Below are 18,329 nucleotides of genomic sequence, written 5' to 3' on the forward strand. Positions count from 1 at the left end.
CGATCGAACCGACGGTCGTGATACTACTACCTATGGCATGCACTCACTCAAGATGGCCGACCATGTTCAACTGGTTGATTCTACTGGTCTCAATGTGAATTTGGCTAGCACCTCTTCTTCACAGTCCTTGTATGGAGTTTATTCGTCGGTTGGAAGTTTGTCAGATTTCGGTGAACGTATGGCAATTTATGGTAGAGCACACGGTGACTATACTTCAGACAGCCATTTGTGGGGAGTCGCCACCGATGTCGGCAGCGACAGTAGGACGGCTGGATATACTTTCGGGGTCATGACTGTTGTCCATGGAGGTACTGGTTCGCACGCCTATGGTATCTATGGTTCAGAATACGGTCATGGCGACAACTACGCCGGTTATTTCAATGGGGACGTATACGTAGGCGGCACGCTGAGCAAGTCGGCCGGGGCCTTCAAAATCGATCATCCGCTGGATCCGGAGAGAAAGTATTTGCAACACAGCTTTGTCGAATCGCCGGACATGAAGAACATCTATGATGGCACCGTGACCACCGACGGCAACGCAGAAGCGGTGGTGACGCTACCCGATTATTTCTCGGCCCTGAACAAGGACTTCCGCTACCAGCTCACGGTGATCGGTCAGTTCGCCCAAGCGATCATAGCCGAAGAAATATCAGACAATAGGTTCGTGATCCAGACCGACAAGCCGAACGTGAAGGTCTCCTGGCAGGTGACGGGCATCCGGAAAGATGCCTGGGCTGAAGCACATCGGATTGAGGTCGAGGTCGACAAACCCGCGGACCGAATCGGAACCTACTTGAATCCTGAGGAGTTCGGACAGCCGCAGGAGAAGAGCGCCACTTGGGAGATCACCAGGAGATGGCTGGAGGATCAGGCAATTCGGGATGCTCAGGAGTAAACAAACGATCGACAGACTCGACCCGGCCATCCGTACCAGGTCGGTTCGAGCCGGAAAGTGTAGTTGATGAAGGCCCTAGCAAATCACCGGGGCCTTCAGAGTCTAAGGCAGATTCTCGGAGACGCCTTTCGCCTTCGCAGCGATTCAGGAGAACTGCAAACTTGACACACAAGTGGACCCATGATATAGTCCTCCCGATCATTGCCGTCTGTCGGCTCTACGCCGCAACCTATGCAGCCAACCGGAAAGGAGGTGATTCGAACCATGCTTACGAACTCAACGCGGAGTCATACTGTGAAAGCGAATCGGATTACCTTCTTCAGCCTCGGTTAGCGTCAAGCCCGATTCCTCCCACATGGCTCCGGAAATCAGAATTCAGTATAAGAGAGTCATGAATGACCAGCCTTACAAATGACAACGGTATCGATTGCGTCAGTCTCACTATCCATCAGGAGGATAATGAGGCCTGGGCCATCGTCGTATCCTGGAAGAAGGGCGTCGACGGCCTTCCGAGAGAAAGTGCCTTCTGCGAGGCGATCGAATCCTGCATCGCCGACTGTGAAAACAACCACGCCCGCTACCTCGACACCCGCGTGATCACGGCCGACGAAGGGGTTGAAGAAACCCTCACGGCTTCTCGCGCCGCGCTGCATCGCGATATTCTCTCCGCCCGGGGCTTCAAGCGCCGCGAGGATCGCCTTGAATATCGCATGGACCTCACGGAAGCGCTCTCAGCGCTCGACGCGGAGGAGGACAAGACCGAGCTTGTCTGGAGGTGCGTCGGTTCGGAAAGTAAGTCCGATCTCGTGCAGGCGGCGGATCTGCTGCGCCAGGCGAGCGAGGGTGACCCCGCATCGAGTCAGGAAGACGATGCCCTGGGATTTTTGAAAGTCCTGCTTGGGGACCAGGACTCGGTCCAGGCCCCCGAGCGCCTTCAGATCGGTATGTGCGGAGACGACCCCGCTGCCGTGCTTGTGCTCAAGACTTACCCGAGCGATGGATGGTCGACTATCTACTATCTCGGGGTGCTGCCCGCTTTTCGCGGACGTGGTTTTGGCGCCGCCGCCATGCTTCAGGCGTTCCGTTCCCTGAAGGCTATGGGCGGGAGAACCTACCACGATGGAACGACGTCTCGAAACGCCGCAGCGCGCGCCCTTTTTGCACGGCTCGGCCGGCCGCCCTTCCGGGTCATGGAGGAATGGAGGTTGACGAGATAGACCGAGGTAGAACGATCGACCGAGTGGCCACTAGCTTGGTGAACTGCTGAATGAGTCTTGCGCCCCGAAGCTTGTCCAAGACACCACGGAGGCACAGGCCACACGAAGCCGCCCGGCCACGAGGTTAGGGCTCTTCATCGCGTAGCTGGGGGGCTTAGTTTCCCCCCGGCGATGAGAAATCAATCGAGGTTTTTAAACACTCCAGTTGGTGGCCCACCCGTTCACTGGTGGGAAGTAAACAAGCCGATCTATCTATCCCTGTTTTTCGTTCCACACCTTTGTACGCCCCACCCACAATAACCCCCATACGAAAACGATTCCCAAAATCACCGGCACGCGGTCGACAGTGCGAGCGGCGTAGGGGGGCTGATCATCCGCGGAGACGCGCTCCGCTGTCAGGTCCAGATCGTAGCGCACGGCAAGGTCCCTGATATTCAACAGATGAACGAAAGGAACGGACTGCTGTGACAGACGCGTGATAATCCCCCGATCGGGATCGTTGCATCCCCGGTAGTCCGGGTTGTACCCGTTGGGGATCGTCGCCGCATGTGAACAGGCCCCGAGACTGGCCTGATTGCCGCCAATGTTTATGAGCAAATCCACGTCATTCGACCGCAACAGAGCGATTTTACGCTCGACCGACTTCTCCAGCGTCTCCGGGATCCATACCTCATAACCGCATCTTTGTGCGGCGAGTCTCATGGCGTCCAAACCTTCCTCCGCCAGTCCGTCGCCGCAGTCTCCTTCGGCCCCGAAGGTCACGATTTCCGAACGGTATCGCAGGTCACCCTCGGTCTGCAGCCAATGCTCCATGTCCAGCCACGTGCACTCGGGCTGGTTCGCACCGTAAGTAGAGGCTCCCATGGAACTGATCACGACCGCTCGACAGCCCACGGTCTGGATGGCCGCCAAAGTTGAAACCGCCAGACTTGGAAACGAGGCGGACAGAACCACCCCGGTTACGGAGTTGGAATCGATGCCCGAATCGAGCAACCACCTCACGATAACGGCGGCAAACTCCGGATTGGTCGAGGCGATCTTGGCCTCAAGCGAGCCGATGGTGGTGGTGATCGAAGAGAAATCATCGCCTATCATAAAGGCAAAGGGACTGCTCAGGGAAGCCGGCGGTTCAATCCCCCGGGAACTCTTCAGTTCTTTGATAAGATTGAACCATTCCACGGTTTTCGCGACTGCCGCACGCATTTGAGAGGCGTGGGGATGAGGCTGCGTGCTGGTCCAGAAGTGATCGACCATAACGACCAGAGCCACACAGATGGCCAGGACGGCGAGTAATCCCCAGGTCTTTCGCGCGGATGGCATTGAGTCCCTACCTCACTACGAGTAGAACCAGATAAGTAAGGACACTCACGATGCCGAGGCTGCTCAGCGTGATTACTACCTTTTGCCGCATCATTTCGTTGGCAATAAGCCCCGGGATGATGTAGCCGATCGACTGCAAGTTGAATTCAAAGGCCATCTCCGGCTGCAGCCATTTGCTGATCGCCAGCTTCAGCAGGAAACCGACCAGGATTGCCAGTAGCAGACGTCGTCGTCCGAAAATGATGAGATAGCGGGACAGCAGCGATATGATCAACCAGACTGCAAGTGCGACTATGACCGTGGCGACAAGCCGCCCAGGCTCATTGATGTAGAGAGCACAGTAGGCCGGAGCGACAACTCCCCCCGGAGAGATGCCCGTCACCTCGTAGTACAGGAATCCAACAGCCAAACCGATCAGAAACAGCTCAAGCATCCGGCCCACCGATCTCGGCGAGCGACTCGGTTACCCGCAGCCCGGCGCCGTGCGTGTTGCCCAGACCAATCACAAGATCACCGGCATTCAGCAGTGGCCGGACGATGTTCCGGGCATCGCTGGCCTGCTTGACGGTCCAGAGAGTGATTTTGCTCGAAGGAAAGCCTCGCCGTGCGAGGGCACGTCGGCTCCACTGCGAATGATCCCCCATCAGGATTACGTGCCGAAGACTTCCCAGTCCCACGAGCCAGTCAACAAACGAGTCCGATCGAAGGGGCCGGTCCGACCGCGTGTTGAGCATGACCACCAGATTTCTGAAATCGGCCAATTTGCCGCGCCAGCGGTCCACGAACGATTGCGCCGATTCGATGTCATTAACCGCAAATCCGTCGATAAACCAGGCCTGCCCCGACTCCAAGCCTATACTCACGACGCGGTCGGAGTACTTCCGCGCCTCGGCCAGAATCCCCGCCAGGGCTCTTTCTTTGTCGAGACCGACCGCCTCACAAGCTCCAAGGGCCAGGGCGATATTGATCTCGGGAACGGAATCCATTCCGCTCTCTATCGGGTTCGGAGTCTGTTCGGGAACCAGGATGACTTTGCTTCGCCTCGCTCTCGCGACACTGCGAATGATCTGTTCGTTGTCCCTATCATCGGTAAGGACTTTCGATTCTCGGGGAATGCACTCGCACATACCGGCCACCTGGTTTTCGCTCGTGCCCAGATGTTCGCGATGGTCATCTCGTATTCGGGTGAGTACCAGCAGGTGCGGTTTGATAATGCGGCTTTCCATGCGCTGCAGCTCCGGTGTGATCGACATACATTCGACCACTAACGCCTTCGCCCGGCTTCCGGCTGCCCAGCGAATCACGCCGAGCTGTTCCTGAAGACGCGGTCCCCCGGGACGTCGGACAGCCGTCTCCCGCCCTGATGGATCAATGCGTGCTGCTTTTGTCCCGGTGACTTTCGCGCAGGTTGAAATGCCACAGGCCCTGAATCCGGCCGCGATGTATCGGGTAACGCTGGTTTTACCTCGGGTGCCTCCCACATGAATGCGGAACTGGAGTGACTCACGATGTTGCTGCAGGATAAGCTTCTCGACTATCAGGGCAACAACAACCAATGACAGCAGAAGACCCGCAACCAGCATCGTAAACACTCCTCGAGCTCAGCTAGCTCAAAAGCCGATAGCAACGCCTCCACGGCGAGAGTCGGCCGAACCGTAAAACACACCGGAAGTACTGTCGACCATGATAATCTGAGCACCGCCGAAGAACAAGTCTTTCGACGCGTACGTTCTGACCTGGTGTCCCATCTTGGAGAGCTTCTTCTCGACCTCTTCTGAAATACCCGCTTCCAGGTGGAGGTAATCTTCGTATTTCTGGCAGTAGAACCGGGGAGCGTCGTTTGCCTGGATAAGGTTCATCTTGTAGTCAATGATATTGACAATGAGTTCGACCACGGTGCAAATAATCCGGCTGGCTCCCGGTGAGCCCAGGACCAGGAACGGCTTGTTCTGGTTCAGAACCACAGTCGGTGCAATAGAACTGCGCGGAAGACTGCCGGGACGACAGAGATTTGGATCAGAAGACTGGGAGTAATTGGCCATGCCGCAGTTCAGCAACACGCCGTTTATCATCTGCCCCGATCCGAAAAAGGTCCCCAGGGTCTGGGTCAGGGCCACGACGTTGCCGTCCTTGTCGACAACCGAGATGTGCGTGGTATGGCCGTCATATTCCTGCTCGTCAAAATCGTCGTCGTGGGACGTGGAGTCGACCAAACCACCTTTATCTTTCTTGTCCTTCTTCACCTTCTGTTTCTTTTTGGTGGCTCCATAACTGTCAAACAGGTCTTCGCCCCACGTGTCATAGGTCGATCGGCCATCGTCGTCTCCATCGTCAAAGCGCGACGACTTGTCCTGCCCGGTCGTATAGGGCAGATCCGACGCACTGACAGCATGGTCATACTTAGCCGGATTGCCGTAACCGGTAAGACGGGGATTGCGCGGTTTGGCCTGGTACTGATCAATATCCAGGAAGCGTTCACGGCCCAACCCTTTCGAGATGAGACCCATCGTCGGAACGTAGGACATTTCCGGGTCGCCCATGAACTTCCACCGATCGGCGTAGGAGCGCTTGAAAGTCTCTGCCATCAGATGCAGAGCCAGGGCCGATTGGCTGTAGTGCCCGAGAGCTGCGAGATCGGCGTTCTCGAGCATGTTCAAGGACTCAATTATGGTAGATCCCGACTGAGGAGCATCAGCAGAAAGAATGGTGTAGCCGCGATAGGTCCCTGCGAGAGGTTTGGAGTGTACTACCTTGTAGTTGCTCAGATCCTCCAGTGTCATAGCCGAACCGCCGGCCTGCAGCCCTTTAACCAGAGCCTCGGCAACCGGGCCGCGATAGAATCCGTCTCGTCCCTGCTCGGCCACCAGCTCGAGCGTCTTGGCCAACTCCTCTTGTTTCAACACGTCCCCCTCCATGATAGGGAAGCCTTCATAGAGGAACGTCTCCGCTGCGGCGCCGGTTTCGGCCAGCCAGTCATTGTTGTCGAGGATAAGGGTGGCGAGAGTGCCGTCGATTGCGAAACCGTCGCGGGCATATCTTATCGCCGGTTCCATAACCGTTGCCAGCGGCAGGGTGCCGAACTTCTCTTGTGTGTATACGAGTCCCGCAACTGTGCCGGGCACGAGCACCGCTTTCGCGGTATGCCGGTCCGTTTCGGTATCGTAGGATACCTTGTCGATGTTCATCGGAGCGCGATGATAGTATCCGATGTACTCCGCAGATTGGGAATCGTTCATGTAGATCACCATGGCGCCGCCACCGCCGATACCGGAACCGTCCGGCTCGACCACCCCAATCGCAAAGGCCGCCGCGACCGCCGCATCAACCGCGTTGCCGCCCTGTCTAAGGATCTCAATGGCAGCCTCCGATGCGAGCGGGTGCGCCGTGGCTGCCATTCCCTGAGTACCGGTGGCGACTTCAGCCGCCGAAACGGCCGCGCCGAAACTGACCGGGAAAACCGTGGTCAGCATCATCATAAGGGAGAGGGCCACGGCATTCAGTCGCGATTTGCGAAACAGATGCGAGTTCATCGTTAACTCCGTTTATCAAAAGGTATGGCCGACACCGGCCGGCAACGCGCTTTCAACGAATATCACTTATGACCGCAAGCCTCAAAACAGTTTGCCTAGAGGCTCTGCGGTATCAGCGATTTTCTCCACTAGCTCGATCGGAATCTTCTTCTCGCCGGCCAGGTCGGAGAAGAAATGATCCTCGTCGCCTTGACTGACGACGATCATATGGCAGGCCGCCTCGGCTGCCGCACGATTGAAACCGTCCGACTGCGGACCACGACGAGCTTTGCCGCCCACGTGCACTACGACTATCGGGATGTTCCGGCCTTGCGCCGCCTTTATCAGGCTCGCCACTCTCTCCGCTTCATCCTCCGGCTTGACACCCGCTGCCCCCAAACCTTTGGAGCTGTAACCGGGAACTATGATGAGAGTTTTGATACCTTCCAGGTTGGCCGCCGTCGCCATCGACTCGGTTGTCGCGTTCAGTTTCAGGCGCTTGGTCAGCATACCAACCAGCTTGGCATCGGCGCTCTGTCCGGCCGAGGAAATGAGTATCGGTTGTTCCAGCTTGGCGGCGGCCTCGGGGACGGCGCCGGTAGCGGCTTCTTCGACTTCTCCAGCATTTAGCGCCGCCCGGAAGGGAACCAGCAGGGTCATTATCGCTGCAAGAATGAAAAACTTCTTCATGACAGATTCTCTTTTTCTATTTCAGTGTAGGTAGTTTCCTAATCCGTTGTCCATTATTTCCTGATGTGAAGGGAGACCTTCTATTTCAACCGGATTGTCTTCGTGATACATATTGTATGAATTTAGTAAAGCCTGAAAACCCTGGAGATGTCTGCCCACCCGGTGTTTCAGGGGCTCCCCGGTCGGCGTATACACGATCCGCAACGCGCCCGACTCGAGGGCTTCTTTGTATTCAGGGCTGACTCCCTCAATCACCAACTCGGCGTTGGTCTGTCCACGAAGTCGTCCCTGGATGGGATTGCTGGTTTCCATGAGAAACGGAATGACGTCGGTGGCATCGCCCCATTCTCGGTGACTCAGGCCGTGGAAATTCGTCGGCGACAACTCCGGAGCATAGCTCATGCCCAGCATCTCGAGGTCCAGTACTGCCGCCAATGCAATGTCCTCACCCTTCTCGTGATATACAATAGCATTGATGATCGGTATTTCAGGGGCCGCTTCATGCAGATCGAAGGCTACGTCCACCTGTTCCTGGCGGAGGATTTCCATGATGCCGTAGGCGGTCCGTTCGCTGAAAGTGCCGTTAGGGCGTCCCGGATAAGATCGGTTCAGGTTTCGGCTCTCGAATCCTGACAGGCGTTGTCCCGAGGGGTAGTGGGTGTAGATCAGCGGGTCGGGCCAACTGTCCAGCGGACTTGCCACCCGCGATCCGAATCTGAAGCGGCGCGGACCCGATTTGGTATCCAGGGTATAGGACTGAGGGTATCCCTCAAAAGGATCGGTACAGGTGAAGCCGCTGGCGCAGGCCTGGGGCACGATTATGACGCGACCCGCGTTCACGACAATGTTTTCGGCGATCACCGTGGCGGCAATGAACGCGGCCGGCTCATTTGGATGCGTTCCGCCCAACAGCATCACCGTGGCTCCCGGTCGGTCGCCCTGGAAAATGAGAACGTCGGTGTCGGCATTCGTGCCTTTGAGGTCGGAGAAATAGTCGCTCAGCCGGCGCTTCTCTGTCAGTGCGGCGCTAGGGTAGATCTTGTCGGGAGTCCACATGGATATAAAATCATGCGCTGCCAGCACGCCCGCGACGGCAAAGATCAGAAGTACGATCGCTCCGGTGATGTGGTGTTTCGGTATCATCCATTCACTTGATCTGCAGGATTCTCAGCACGAAGACTAACAATAGCATGCCCATGGCTACTTGCCTCTTCCAGTCTTTCTCCGAAAAAAGCTCGATTACTATCATGGCCGAAAGGTAGACGGTGATCGCTATGTAAGTCCAGTACAACAATATCCTACCTCAACATCTTCACATAATCAGCCGGGCGATTTCACTGGCGTAGACGATTATTAAAAAGCCCACTGCCAGGGATGCGACAATGGGAATGGCACTCGTCTTGAGTATGCGAAAATGGTTTTGGGATTTGACTATCTGCGAGGCATAGGCGCACAACAGCGACGGCGGCGGCATAAGGTCGCCCATGGCCGCCAGGAGAGCCAGGGCCGAGGTAATCACGAGTACATTCTTCCCGATGAACACGTATACGAGGGGCACCCCTATCACTGATGCGGCCGCATAGGCCGAACCGAAGAACGGCATGATCAGCGCTGCCGCGTACTTGAGGCTCTCGGGGAGAAACAACGCGTTGACCGCCAGATAACCCCTCACGCCCGTCAGGGTCAGGACCTGCAGGAACATACCCACACCGACCAGGATCGACATGACCGGCATCGCATCGCGTATGGCCCCGCGCGACACCTTGAGCCAGTTACACTTCTCTCCCGTAAAGAAACCAATCGCCGCGCCAATCATGAAGATCAACGGGACACCCAGGTGAGGAATCTGCTCCGGTATCATCTGCTCCAGCACCAGATAGCCGATTACAAACACCAGCGGAATGAAGAGCTTGATACCGTGCTTTCTAAAAACCGGTGCACTCAGTTGCGGTAGAACGGCCTGGATGTCGAAGCGCTTCAAATATCGCATCCTGAAATATACTGCCGTGGTAATGGCCAGAGGGAACGAGGCGAGAGCCAGCGGTTTGGCAAAGCCGATATACGGCATATCCACACCGCCGCCAATAATCATCACCGGTATACAGATAGGAGGTGCAACTTCTCCGAAGACGGCCGCCATTGCGATCAACGAACCCACGGCCAGCCGCGGCATGCCCATCGCCAGGAGTCCGGGAGCAACGAGCGCTCCCGTTGTCAAAATGCAGGCCGAGGACAGTCCCGTCAACATCCCGGGGAACATGACGAACACCGTGATGACAATCAGGAGTAAAGTCGGCCAGCGGTGCAAGGTTTTGACCATCTGGTAATTGATCGTACCCAGCACCCCCGAGCCGTCCATTACCTTCATGAATACCATCGCCGTGGCGATGATCAGAATAGCCTCCATGAAACCGAAGCCGCCCTCAACAAGGTGACGAACAGGAATGCCTTCGCCGGCCGCAAGGGCGCCCGTTATCGAGGCAAGCATCAAGGAGAATCCGGCCGGTATCTTGAGCCAGAATACTCCAACCGCAAAGGTCGCCAGCATTACCAGCAGGACCATCAGCTCGTGACTAATCATATCCGCTTCCCTCCTTCGGGGCACGCGGACGGCGCCACTTCTGTTCTGTTTGCCGGTGTTTTCATCGAACCGATCATCTCAACCCTAAAAATCAGTTTGTATCTCGAACATATAGCGGGTCTGGCGAACGCGATCCTCGCTCCAGGTCAGCGTCCCGCTCTGGTTGATGTCGGCATCTTCTCCGTTGGGGAACGTCTGGCACAGCCTGAACTGAATCTGGATCTGGCTGGCCAGCTGATAGTACGCTCGGAAGGAGAGTTCATCGTCCATCGAGTTGTACTCGCTCATCGGCTCTCCGGTGACGGGATCGAGCGGATTATAGTCCGGATTATCGACGAATTCATTGCTCTTCAGATAATCGACCTGCAGCCGAAGTTTCGGAATTGCCTTCGGCACCACGTATATTCTGCTGTACCAGAGTCGAGTGCCTTCGGGGTTGCGACCGTCGTAGGGATAATCTCCCCCGATGGCCCCGTTGACGTAACCGTTCCGGCCGCCCCAGAAGAAACTTGGGAATCTCGGACTGAAAATCTCGATTTCATCGGTGTCCGGATCATCGCCCTGATAGGCCGCATAGCGCGTTTCCACCTTCACCGAACGGAAAGGTCCCATAGGGAATCGGTAGCTTATCCGGGCCATGTAACCGATGCCCCCCTTCTCGGGTAAGGCATCGAGCGTATGAAAATCCTGCTGGGCGATTTCGAGAGCATACTGCAACCGCGTCTGTAACTGTTCACCGCTTACCCCGAAACCTATAATGTAGCTGTCGTTGACATTGCCGCGAAGCTTGTTGTAAATGTAGTAGCCCATGAAATTCTGACCCAGGAACGGACGGGAGTAGCGAGCGATGAACAACTGGTCGGACCCGGGATCGGGATATAGACCGTTGGAACTCACGTTCTGGCCGGTGATGGCCCCGAACAGCGACAACGTGCTGAGCTTGTAAGAGAGGTCAACCCGCACGCCGTCGAACATATCGTAGAAATAGTACGATGAACCCTGCGTCAGACCATCGCCGATCGGGAACTGCTGACGGCCCACGCGCAGACGGGCCAGGTCGAACACGAGGAAATTGGGTTCCCTGATCTCGGCAAACACCTGACTGATCCCGTACTCCATCTTGCCGGTCCCGGCGATATTGCGTACCGGCGACGTCGGATTGTTCTCAGTCCAATTGATCAACTCGACGTAGAATTGAGCCTTGGAGTTGATCTGCCCGCGACCTCTGATTCGGGCCAGGTAACGCATGTAGTTCTCGGTACCGCGATTGTCGAGAGTCTCGCTGAAATGGTCGCTATAGTAGCGCACACGAAAATCTCCCTCGACGTTTATCTGGGCAGACGGCGAGTGAGGCAGACAACCGATCGCGAGGACTGCCAGGATTATCCCGCTGATATTGCGTGTCATGTTCTTCATAACTCCACCTCAATCCTCTGTGAAAGCCACGCCTGACCAGGTCGGAGTGGTTCCCTGTAACGGTGTCGAGTATGTTCTCAGAAGCGTCCCTGTGGTCGAGACCTGGAATACCCAGTCGTACTCATAGGTGCTGTTCACGATCCAGAAAGTCTCCCCATCATACGTCATTCCGGTGGAGTATCGGTTGTCGATCGTTCCTCCGGGAGGGGTAGGAGTGGCGAACAGGCCGGTCCAGGCCAGCGTCCCGAAATTGAACACGTAGACCGAGTCCGTCGTCCGGTCGGTGCAGTACATGCTGCCGTCCACGAACACCAGGCCGCGTATTTCCGGGCCCGGGGTGGCATAGTATTGAAGTACCGTCCCGTCATCGGGATCTACCTGATAAACATAGCCGGAACCACTGTTGGCGGCCCACATCTGGGAGCCGTTGAAAGCGATTTCTCGGATGGTTCCGGAGGCATCCGGAGGAGCCGTGACCGAGGAGATAACCGTGAGATTTTCTCCGGAATAATCGACCTGGACCAGCTTGTCGTCGGTCCCGGCGGCCGCCAGCCACATTTCAGTACCGGAAAAAGTGATGCCCTGCACCGATCCCCCCGGAGCAACCGGCAGAAGATCCCAGGTCTGTACGACCGCCGTATCCGATACCCTGACCTTGTAGAGAGAATCGTTCTCGGGATTGCACAACCAGAGGTAGCCCGTCGCGGCCGGGATATCTATGACCGAGAAGGCTCCCGCGGCGACGTCGGTCTGTCCGTCCGGGTTGGTGACGATAACATCACGGTCGCCGTACGCAGCGTCGTTGTCAATCTGTATGTTAGCGCTGATAGAAGATGAACTGATGAACGTTACCTCGGTAACGGTTATTCCCGCACTGAAGGAGACCCCCAGCCCCGTACCTTCGACGAAATCCGTTCCCGATACCACGACCGTGAACGTTCCGCCCGGGAATCCGACATCGGGGGAGACCCCGGACACGGACGGAGGTGGCGTTGTGGTCAGATTCTGTGTGGTCCAGACAATCGGTCCGACGGAAGTGTACATGAAATCGTAGCGGTCCAGCACGTTTCCTTTGCGATCGATCCTGAAGAGGTTGGGACCGGCAGTGGTGCTGGAATTGAGCAACCAGAAATCATTGCCGTCATGGCACAAGCCGGCCGGCCAGATGTAATCGGAGCCCATAGGCGGAGCCGGGGAGGTGAAGGCCGTATCGAATACCTGTTGGACGGGGTTGAAATACTCCACCCGATCCCAGTCGATGTCGCCATAGTAAAAGCCTTCCGATATTCCTCGACCGTAAACATCGCCGTTGGAACCAACGAATTCCAGCGGTCGAGGCGACGGCGTGGGTAACTGGTATTCGGCTGTGACTTCACCGGCGGAACTCAGTTTGTACAACGTCGGTGGAAACTCATAGGTAGTCGAACCGCTGTTAAGCGCCCAGATATTGGACCCGTCCCAGGCGATGCCCCGGACTGTTCCCTGACCGGAAGGCGGGGCCGCAAAGGACTGCAGGACCTCTATCGAATCACCCGTGATATCGATTCGAGCGATGATATCGTTGCTGCCGGCCGATGAGATCCATAGCTTGCTGCCGTCGTACGTAATCCCCTGGATCCGAGTCGAGTCCAGCAGCGGAACCGTACTCCAGGAGCCTATCTCGTGGAGCGATGCATCCAGCGCCACCAGGCGCAGGGTGGTATTGTCCACGGTGTAGAAGTAACCACCTTTGTCTGTGATTGCGCCGTCCTCGTCGCCATCGTCGAAGAACGGATTATCGCAGGACAAGAGTAACGGCAGCGCTGCTATTACCAAAATCAGTCCCGCTCGCCAACCAATCCTACACGTCATCCTCAAACCATGACCTCCACTTCCGTACATTGTTGCTCGAGGCAGAAACAGATTCCATTGTTTATCATATACTCCAATTCGCGTTTTGTCGGGCCGCCCGGTCAACTTCGGGCAACCGAGATTGATACTGCAACTTATGTGCCAGAGCGTTCACTCCATCCAATCCACGGCTTACAACCGAAAATGCCTTTGAATAGGACTACAAACGTGCTATATTAGCCCACAATGACGGGCTTTGCCAGCCCAAAATCGGCCGATCCAACATGCTTTTTCAGCCAGGTTCAGGCGATGTGGGGCTTGGCACGGAATTTGTTTCACAGCACCGGATAGGTAGGAATGAGCACTCGGCCATTACGACTGTCGAGGCTCCTGAGAATTGCCTGAAACGTATCGGGAAAAACGGACCTTGAAATAGATGCTATTCCCGAGACAAAGTGTGAAACTGTGGAACTGATCAGAGCACATCTAAAAGCCTTCCTGTTTGCCGCCCTGTTCGCGATTGTGGTCGCGATTCTATCCACTGTTGCCTATATCTCGTGGCACAACTGGACCGAAGAAGTCATAAGATCGAACAAGGCCCTGACCGTGATTACGGCCGGGCGACTCGGAGAGTCAGCCCAGCCCATCATGGACAGCCTTGCCGCTGCCGGGTTCTTCGACAAGGACGGCTATTCGAGAGCGGAGATCCTGGCCCTGGACAAGCGTTTGCAAGTCCTGTCATCCTCCATCTTCAGCGATGTGTCGGGGCTTGAAGGCGGATTCTTCTATCCGTGCATCGAAGAGTTCTTGGGCTATGCTTATCCGTCATCGCCCCCTCCGCAGCCGGTTTACGGCCCTCCTCCGAGATCTTACAACATCATCAAACACCAGGCGCAGGAATCGGTCGACAGCAGCCGGACCATTACCGACCTTCACAAATTCGACCCGGCCGTTTTCCCGTTAACAACTGTCCCCCTGGTGTCCGGGGGAAAGGTTGTGGGAGCTGCCTGGACCAGAGTTCATATTGAACGCGAAATGCCCGCGATCAAACTGCGGCAAATAATAAATATCGGCGGCGCCGTCACCTTCCTCGGCCTCGTGGTCTCAATCCTGATATCGGTCTCGCAAAGGAGAAGACTAAATCGGCTTCTGGCCGATCTGGAGGAGATACAGACAGGCCGGGTTCTGACCGCAAGAGACCAGGGGGGGACTATTGGATCGATCGCACGTTCGGTCAACAGCATGGTTCACGCTCTGGACGAAGCCCACTCGCGCAGAGAGAAGCTGGAGAAGTCCCTTCACCAACAGGATAAAATGGCTGCTCTGGGCACTCTCGTGGCCGGTGTCGTGCACGAAGTGAAAACCCCGCTGGCTATCGTCAAAACGAGAATCCAGATCTGGCAACAGGAATTGGCGAAACTCCGGGAGGGGGACGGTGAGGTCAATCCTAAAGAGGTGATTACCGAAGAGAGTCTCCAGGGCGTCGTCCACGAGATCAACCGTCTGGCCGGTCTCGCCAATCGACTGCTGATCTTCTCGCGACCGATTTCTGAGTTGCGACAGGAGACGAATCTCGCGCCCCTGATCGAACGTACTATCTCTCTCGTCAAATCCAGTCCGAGAGCCGAAAACGTAAATATCATCCTGAACATACAACATGTCTTGCCACCGGTGTGGGCGGAACCGAACTCGCTCGAGCAGGTCTTTTTGAACGTTCTGACCAACGCTGTGGAAGCTATCAAGGATCGCGGCGAGATCTCGGTCGAGGCGATTGCCGACTACCCGGAGGGAAAATTGGTAGTCGAGGTCCGAGACAACGGCGTTGGAATCCCCGAGTCCATCAGGACCAGGATGTTCGATCCGTTTGTTACGTCAAAAGAGAAAGGATTCGGCCTGGGGCTTTCCATTACCTACGAAATCCTTTCAGCTCATAACGGTAGTATCGAGTTCTCCGACAGGGATGGAGGTGGTGCCGTGTGCACCATAACACTGCCTTTCGCCAGAAAGGGTTTAGGATTGTCATGAGACACGAAAACAAGAGGGTTCTGATTGTTGACGATGAAGCAATGATGCGCACCAACATTGCTGACCTGCTCGCGCCAAGGGGGTGCAAGCTGGTGGAAGCTGAGGGCCGCCCGACCGAGGCGGCCCTCCCGCTGTGCTACCTCAAATCCGGCCAACCACGCCGCGATGGCGCCGAGATGAATCCGGCCCGTGACGGCTGCGGCCTGATCTGGTATTCGCCGCTGGTACCGATGAAACCGGCCCTGGTGCGCGAATACGTCGATATGGTCAAGCGGGTATGTGCCGATCATCACATCGAGCCGCTCATCACCTTGACCTCGCTGTCCGATCTCTGCTTTGATTCTACGGTCCCAATCCTGTTCGATCGCCAGGATCCCGAATTCACTCGTCGGTCCAAGGCCTGCTACCTTGCCCTATTCGAGGCCGGTCGTAGGATTGGCGTTCTGCCATACCGGTTTGGCATTGATCACATGAATATGGTGGTCAATTCCGCCCACAGTTCCTGGCGACTCGTTTCGCGGATCAAACAGGCCCTTGATCCACAAGGGATTTTGGCTCCCGGCAGGTACTGCCCGAAAACTCCCAAACTCAGAGAGGAGCGTTAGCCATGAAACGCCTTGTCCTGGCAGCAATTATCGTGGCCGCGTTGATCCTGATTGCATGCCTCTACGACCCGCTTGCGAACTCCTACTAGAAATTCGTCCCTTTTCTCGGCCCCATTCCGAATTAGGACCCTTTGGCGCGTTGTCCTATTGAACATGCAAAAGACCCCGTGCAAAAGGAGATGAGAAAGATGAATAGCGAACTCGATGTTCTGGTAGTCGGTGGCTACGGGTTGACAGACAATGTCGACGGCGCCAACAAGGAACGCGACAAGTTCCGGCTCACTCACCAAAACCAGGTCGTCACCGTGGGCTTCCTCAAGCACTTCATGGACTGCGAAGGTGACCTGGAGAAGGCCAGAACGGCATATTTGGGAGATTCGCATTTGCGGCAGCTTCCGCGCCAGCTCAACACGGTCTACCTGTACGATTTCTTGAGCCGTAAGGGCTATCGCACCGATGCTATCAGCTACTTCGCCTTTGAACGGGATCGTTTTGAACAGCTTATGGCGCTTAAGCCCAAAGTGCTGGCGCTGTCTACGACCTTTATATGTGATCCGGCCCAGTCGGTCGAAATCGCCCGCCGAGCCAAAGAAATCTCTCCCGATACGCTTGTTGTCGCGGGTGGTATGAAAGTGCTGAAGAGTGCTCGCCAGTATAACCTGTCGCAGCAAGGGTATTTTGATGGGCTCGATCAGGATAAGCTGGCCGCCGACAGCTTCTTCTACGATGCCAAAGCCGACGCCGGCATTGATCTGTTTGTGATCGATGAGAACGGTCTTGAGACGTTGCAGCAGTTGATGAAAGCTGTCAAGAACGACACCGACTGGCGCGCCATTCCCAACCTGGCCTTCTGGCAGGGGGACTCGCTCGTCTTCACAGAGCGTCGGCCCGAGAAGTTCTCCTTCACCGCTCACACAGTGAACTGGAGCAATGTCCCGAAATACCTGATCGGCGCCGAGATTCCAGTGCGGGCCGGGGTCGGTTGTCCCTTCAAGTGCGCCTTCTGTGACTTTCCCGGCCTGATAGCCAAAACCAGCCTGCGACCTGTTGAGGATATCCTGGCCGAGTTGAGGCAGATTCAGACGCTTTTCCCCGGTCGTCCCGTCTTTTTCACCGATGACAACCTCTTCGTGAATAAGAAGCGCACCAGGGACTTGTGCGAGGGGATAATTCGAGAGGGACTCGAATTCCGTTGGCGTGCGTTCTTTCGGGTGGATGCCGTTGATGAGGAAATCGCAGCTCTTGCCGCCAGGGCCGGTTGCAGTATGGCCCTGCTGGGGATCGAATCGGGCGATGAGACTGTGCTGAAGAATATGGACAAGAGAACGACCACCGCTGACATAACCGCGGCCATCAACGCTCTTGACCATGCCCATGTCAATACGCTGACGACGCTCATAGTGGGATTCCCCGGTGAGACACCGGCCAGCATCACACGGACTATTGGAATGCTTAACGCATATCCCGAATCCTTGAACGCTGTACATTCCTACTATCCGTTCTTGTTCATACTGGCGCCACTTGCTCCCGCGTCGTCCACCCAAAACCGTAAACGCTTTGGACTAAGCGGTTTGTGGTTCGATTGGAGTCACTACTCCATGAACTCGGAAGACGCCAAAATCGAGTACGGTCGTCTGATGCAAAGCGTGGCCACGCCGCTATTGCAGTATCTGGAGCAGGTGTTTCACGGTCTCGACCAGAAACGAGCTCTCATTGTCATGCGAGCCCGCCAGGAGCTGGTCAACATGGGGATTAATCAACTCACCGAAGAGAACGCCCGCGAAGTCTATGAGTTCTTCCGCGCCAGGATCGATGCCTCTCAACCGGCCAATGCCTGCGCCTGAACTTGCCGAAGATCTCCTTTTGCATGAACCCGGTTCGACCTCGGTCGGCCGGGTTTTTCTGCCTAACGTTGATGTTTCTGTCCGAATTGTGTCTTCACCGACCGTTGCCTATGTGAAGATCACAGAAACCAATGCAAAGGAGCTTAAGATGTTTTTTACCACTGACGCCAAGCAGTTCGAGCCGAGCGAGAAGCAGATGCTCGATGCCATGCTTGAAATCTGGGAAAAGGATGTCCGACGCGAGGCTCGCAACCAGCGCTTGCGCCGCAACGGCCTGCTGGCCCGCGCTGAATCGAAGCTGAACGCCCGCCTCGGTAACGTGCGCCTGGCTCTTCCCACTGGGCCGCAGGTTCAGCCGGTCTCCGGCTACCAGAGCACCATGTAGACAAGGGAGAGG

General features: G+C 56.1%; 15 protein-coding genes. 6 read left to right on the plus strand and 9 right to left on the minus strand.

The annotated features are described in order from the left end of the window. Together PLF13_13890 and PLF13_13895 are read left to right on the plus strand one after the other, a co-directional pair. Positions 1-895 (plus strand): hypothetical protein (locus PLF13_13890; GenBank protein ID HOP08366.1); only part of this gene is annotated, 895 nt, incomplete at its 5' end. Between the two features lie 395 nt (positions 896-1,290). Next, on the plus strand, positions 1,291-2,112 hold the full coding sequence (locus PLF13_13895; GenBank protein ID HOP08367.1) for a GNAT family N-acetyltransferase: 822 nt from the start codon (positions 1,291-1,293) through the stop codon (positions 2,110-2,112). Positions 2,113-2,364: 252 nt separating this feature from the next. Here the strand turns inward: PLF13_13895 and pgsW are convergent, their stop codons facing one another. The 9 genes from pgsW to PLF13_13940 form a co-directional block, all read right to left on the minus strand. Further along, the gene (gene pgsW / locus PLF13_13900) at positions 2,365-3,432 is read right to left on the minus strand and encodes a poly-gamma-glutamate system protein (protein HOP08368.1); all 1,068 of its coding nucleotides are present in this window, start codon (positions 3,430-3,432) and stop codon (positions 2,365-2,367) included. Positions 3,433-3,439: 7 nt separating this feature from the next. Continuing rightward, complete coding sequence (pgsC, locus tag PLF13_13905) at positions 3,440-3,865, minus strand: poly-gamma-glutamate biosynthesis protein PgsC (protein ID HOP08369.1); 426 nt, start codon at positions 3,863-3,865, stop codon at positions 3,440-3,442. After that, positions 3,858-5,015 (minus strand): poly-gamma-glutamate synthase PgsB, encoded by a 1,158-nt coding sequence (gene pgsB / locus PLF13_13910; GenBank protein ID HOP08370.1) that lies wholly within the window; start codon positions 5,013-5,015, stop codon positions 3,858-3,860. The genes pgsC and pgsB overlap by 8 nt, the downstream gene beginning before the upstream one ends. A gap of 27 nt (positions 5,016-5,042) precedes the next feature. Next, a complete protein-coding gene (locus PLF13_13915) occupies positions 5,043-6,962 on the minus strand; it encodes a gamma-glutamyltransferase family protein (protein HOP08371.1) in 1,920 nt (639 codons plus the stop codon). A gap of 81 nt (positions 6,963-7,043) precedes the next feature. Then, on the minus strand, positions 7,044-7,631 hold the full coding sequence (locus PLF13_13920; GenBank protein ID HOP08372.1) for a DUF6305 family protein: 588 nt from the start codon (positions 7,629-7,631) through the stop codon (positions 7,044-7,046). A gap of 21 nt (positions 7,632-7,652) precedes the next feature. Continuing rightward, the gene (locus tag PLF13_13925) at positions 7,653-8,774 is read right to left on the minus strand and encodes a succinylglutamate desuccinylase/aspartoacylase family protein (protein ID HOP08373.1); all 1,122 of its coding nucleotides are present in this window, start codon (positions 8,772-8,774) and stop codon (positions 7,653-7,655) included. A 169-nt stretch (positions 8,775-8,943) separates the two neighbouring features. Next, positions 8,944-10,212, minus strand: a complete 1,269-nt coding sequence (locus PLF13_13930) for a TRAP transporter large permease (GenBank protein ID HOP08374.1) — start codon at positions 10,210-10,212, stop codon at positions 8,944-8,946. An 84-nt stretch (positions 10,213-10,296) separates the two neighbouring features. Next, positions 10,297-11,628, minus strand: a complete 1,332-nt coding sequence (locus PLF13_13935) for a hypothetical protein (GenBank protein HOP08375.1) — start codon at positions 11,626-11,628, stop codon at positions 10,297-10,299. A 9-nt stretch (positions 11,629-11,637) separates the two neighbouring features. Continuing rightward, positions 11,638-13,479, minus strand: a complete 1,842-nt coding sequence (locus tag PLF13_13940; protein HOP08376.1) for a hypothetical protein — start codon at positions 13,477-13,479, stop codon at positions 11,638-11,640. Positions 13,480-13,923: 444 nt separating this feature from the next. Here PLF13_13940 and PLF13_13945 point away from each other — a divergent pair, with 444 nt between their 5' ends. The 4 genes from PLF13_13945 to PLF13_13960 all read left to right on the plus strand — a co-directional run bounded on the left by PLF13_13945 (position 13,924) and on the right by PLF13_13960 (position 18,317). Then, entirely contained in the window at positions 13,924-15,483 is a 1,560-nt protein-coding gene (locus PLF13_13945) for an ATP-binding protein (protein ID HOP08377.1), read from the plus strand. After that, on the plus strand, positions 15,480-16,088 hold the full coding sequence (locus PLF13_13950) for a hypothetical protein (GenBank protein HOP08378.1): 609 nt from the start codon (positions 15,480-15,482) through the stop codon (positions 16,086-16,088). The genes PLF13_13945 and PLF13_13950 overlap by 4 nt, the downstream gene beginning before the upstream one ends. Positions 16,089-16,276: 188 nt before the next feature. After that, positions 16,277-17,932: a radical SAM protein gene (locus tag PLF13_13955; GenBank protein ID HOP08379.1), complete on the plus strand. Its 1,656-nt coding sequence runs from the start codon at positions 16,277-16,279 to the stop codon at positions 17,930-17,932. 148 nt (positions 17,933-18,080) lie between these two features. Next, a complete protein-coding gene (locus PLF13_13960) occupies positions 18,081-18,317 on the plus strand; it encodes a hypothetical protein (GenBank protein HOP08380.1) in 237 nt (78 codons plus the stop codon). The last annotated feature ends 12 nt before the right edge of the window (positions 18,318-18,329 follow it).

The organism is Candidatus Zixiibacteriota bacterium, assembly GCA_035380245.1.
Taxonomy (GTDB): Bacteria; Zixibacteria; MSB-5A5; order GN15; family FEB-12; genus DAOSXA01.

Excerpts from the sequence above, each read along its gene's own strand:
- pgsW (HOP08368.1), bottom strand. The coding sequence starts at position 3,432 with ATGCCATCCGCGCGAAAGACCTGGGGATTACTCGCCGTCCTGGCCATC.
- PLF13_13950 (HOP08378.1), top strand. The coding sequence starts at position 15,480 with ATGAGACACGAAAACAAGAGGGTTCTGATTGTTGACGATGAAGCAATG.
- pgsB (HOP08370.1), bottom strand. The coding sequence starts at position 5,015 with ATGCTGGTTGCGGGTCTTCTGCTGTCATTGGTTGTTGTTGCCCTGATA.
- PLF13_13960 (HOP08380.1), top strand. The coding sequence starts at position 18,081 with ATGTTTTTTACCACTGACGCCAAGCAGTTCGAGCCGAGCGAGAAGCAG.
- pgsC (HOP08369.1), bottom strand. The coding sequence starts at position 3,865 with ATGCTTGAGCTGTTTCTGATCGGTTTGGCTGTTGGATTCCTGTACTAC.
- PLF13_13915 (HOP08371.1), bottom strand. The coding sequence starts at position 6,962 with ATGAACTCGCATCTGTTTCGCAAATCGCGACTGAATGCCGTGGCCCTC.
- PLF13_13930 (HOP08374.1), bottom strand. The coding sequence starts at position 10,212 with ATGATTAGTCACGAGCTGATGGTCCTGCTGGTAATGCTGGCGACCTTT.
- PLF13_13920 (HOP08372.1), bottom strand. The coding sequence starts at position 7,631 with ATGAAGAAGTTTTTCATTCTTGCAGCGATAATGACCCTGCTGGTTCCC.
- PLF13_13955 (HOP08379.1), top strand. The coding sequence starts at position 16,277 with ATGAATAGCGAACTCGATGTTCTGGTAGTCGGTGGCTACGGGTTGACA.
- PLF13_13925 (HOP08373.1), bottom strand. The coding sequence starts at position 8,774 with ATGATACCGAAACACCACATCACCGGAGCGATCGTACTTCTGATCTTT.
- PLF13_13935 (HOP08375.1), bottom strand. The coding sequence starts at position 11,628 with ATGAAGAACATGACACGCAATATCAGCGGGATAATCCTGGCAGTCCTC.
- PLF13_13895 (HOP08367.1), top strand. The coding sequence starts at position 1,291 with ATGACCAGCCTTACAAATGACAACGGTATCGATTGCGTCAGTCTCACT.
- PLF13_13940 (HOP08376.1), bottom strand. The coding sequence starts at position 13,479 with ATGACGTGTAGGATTGGTTGGCGAGCGGGACTGATTTTGGTAATAGCA.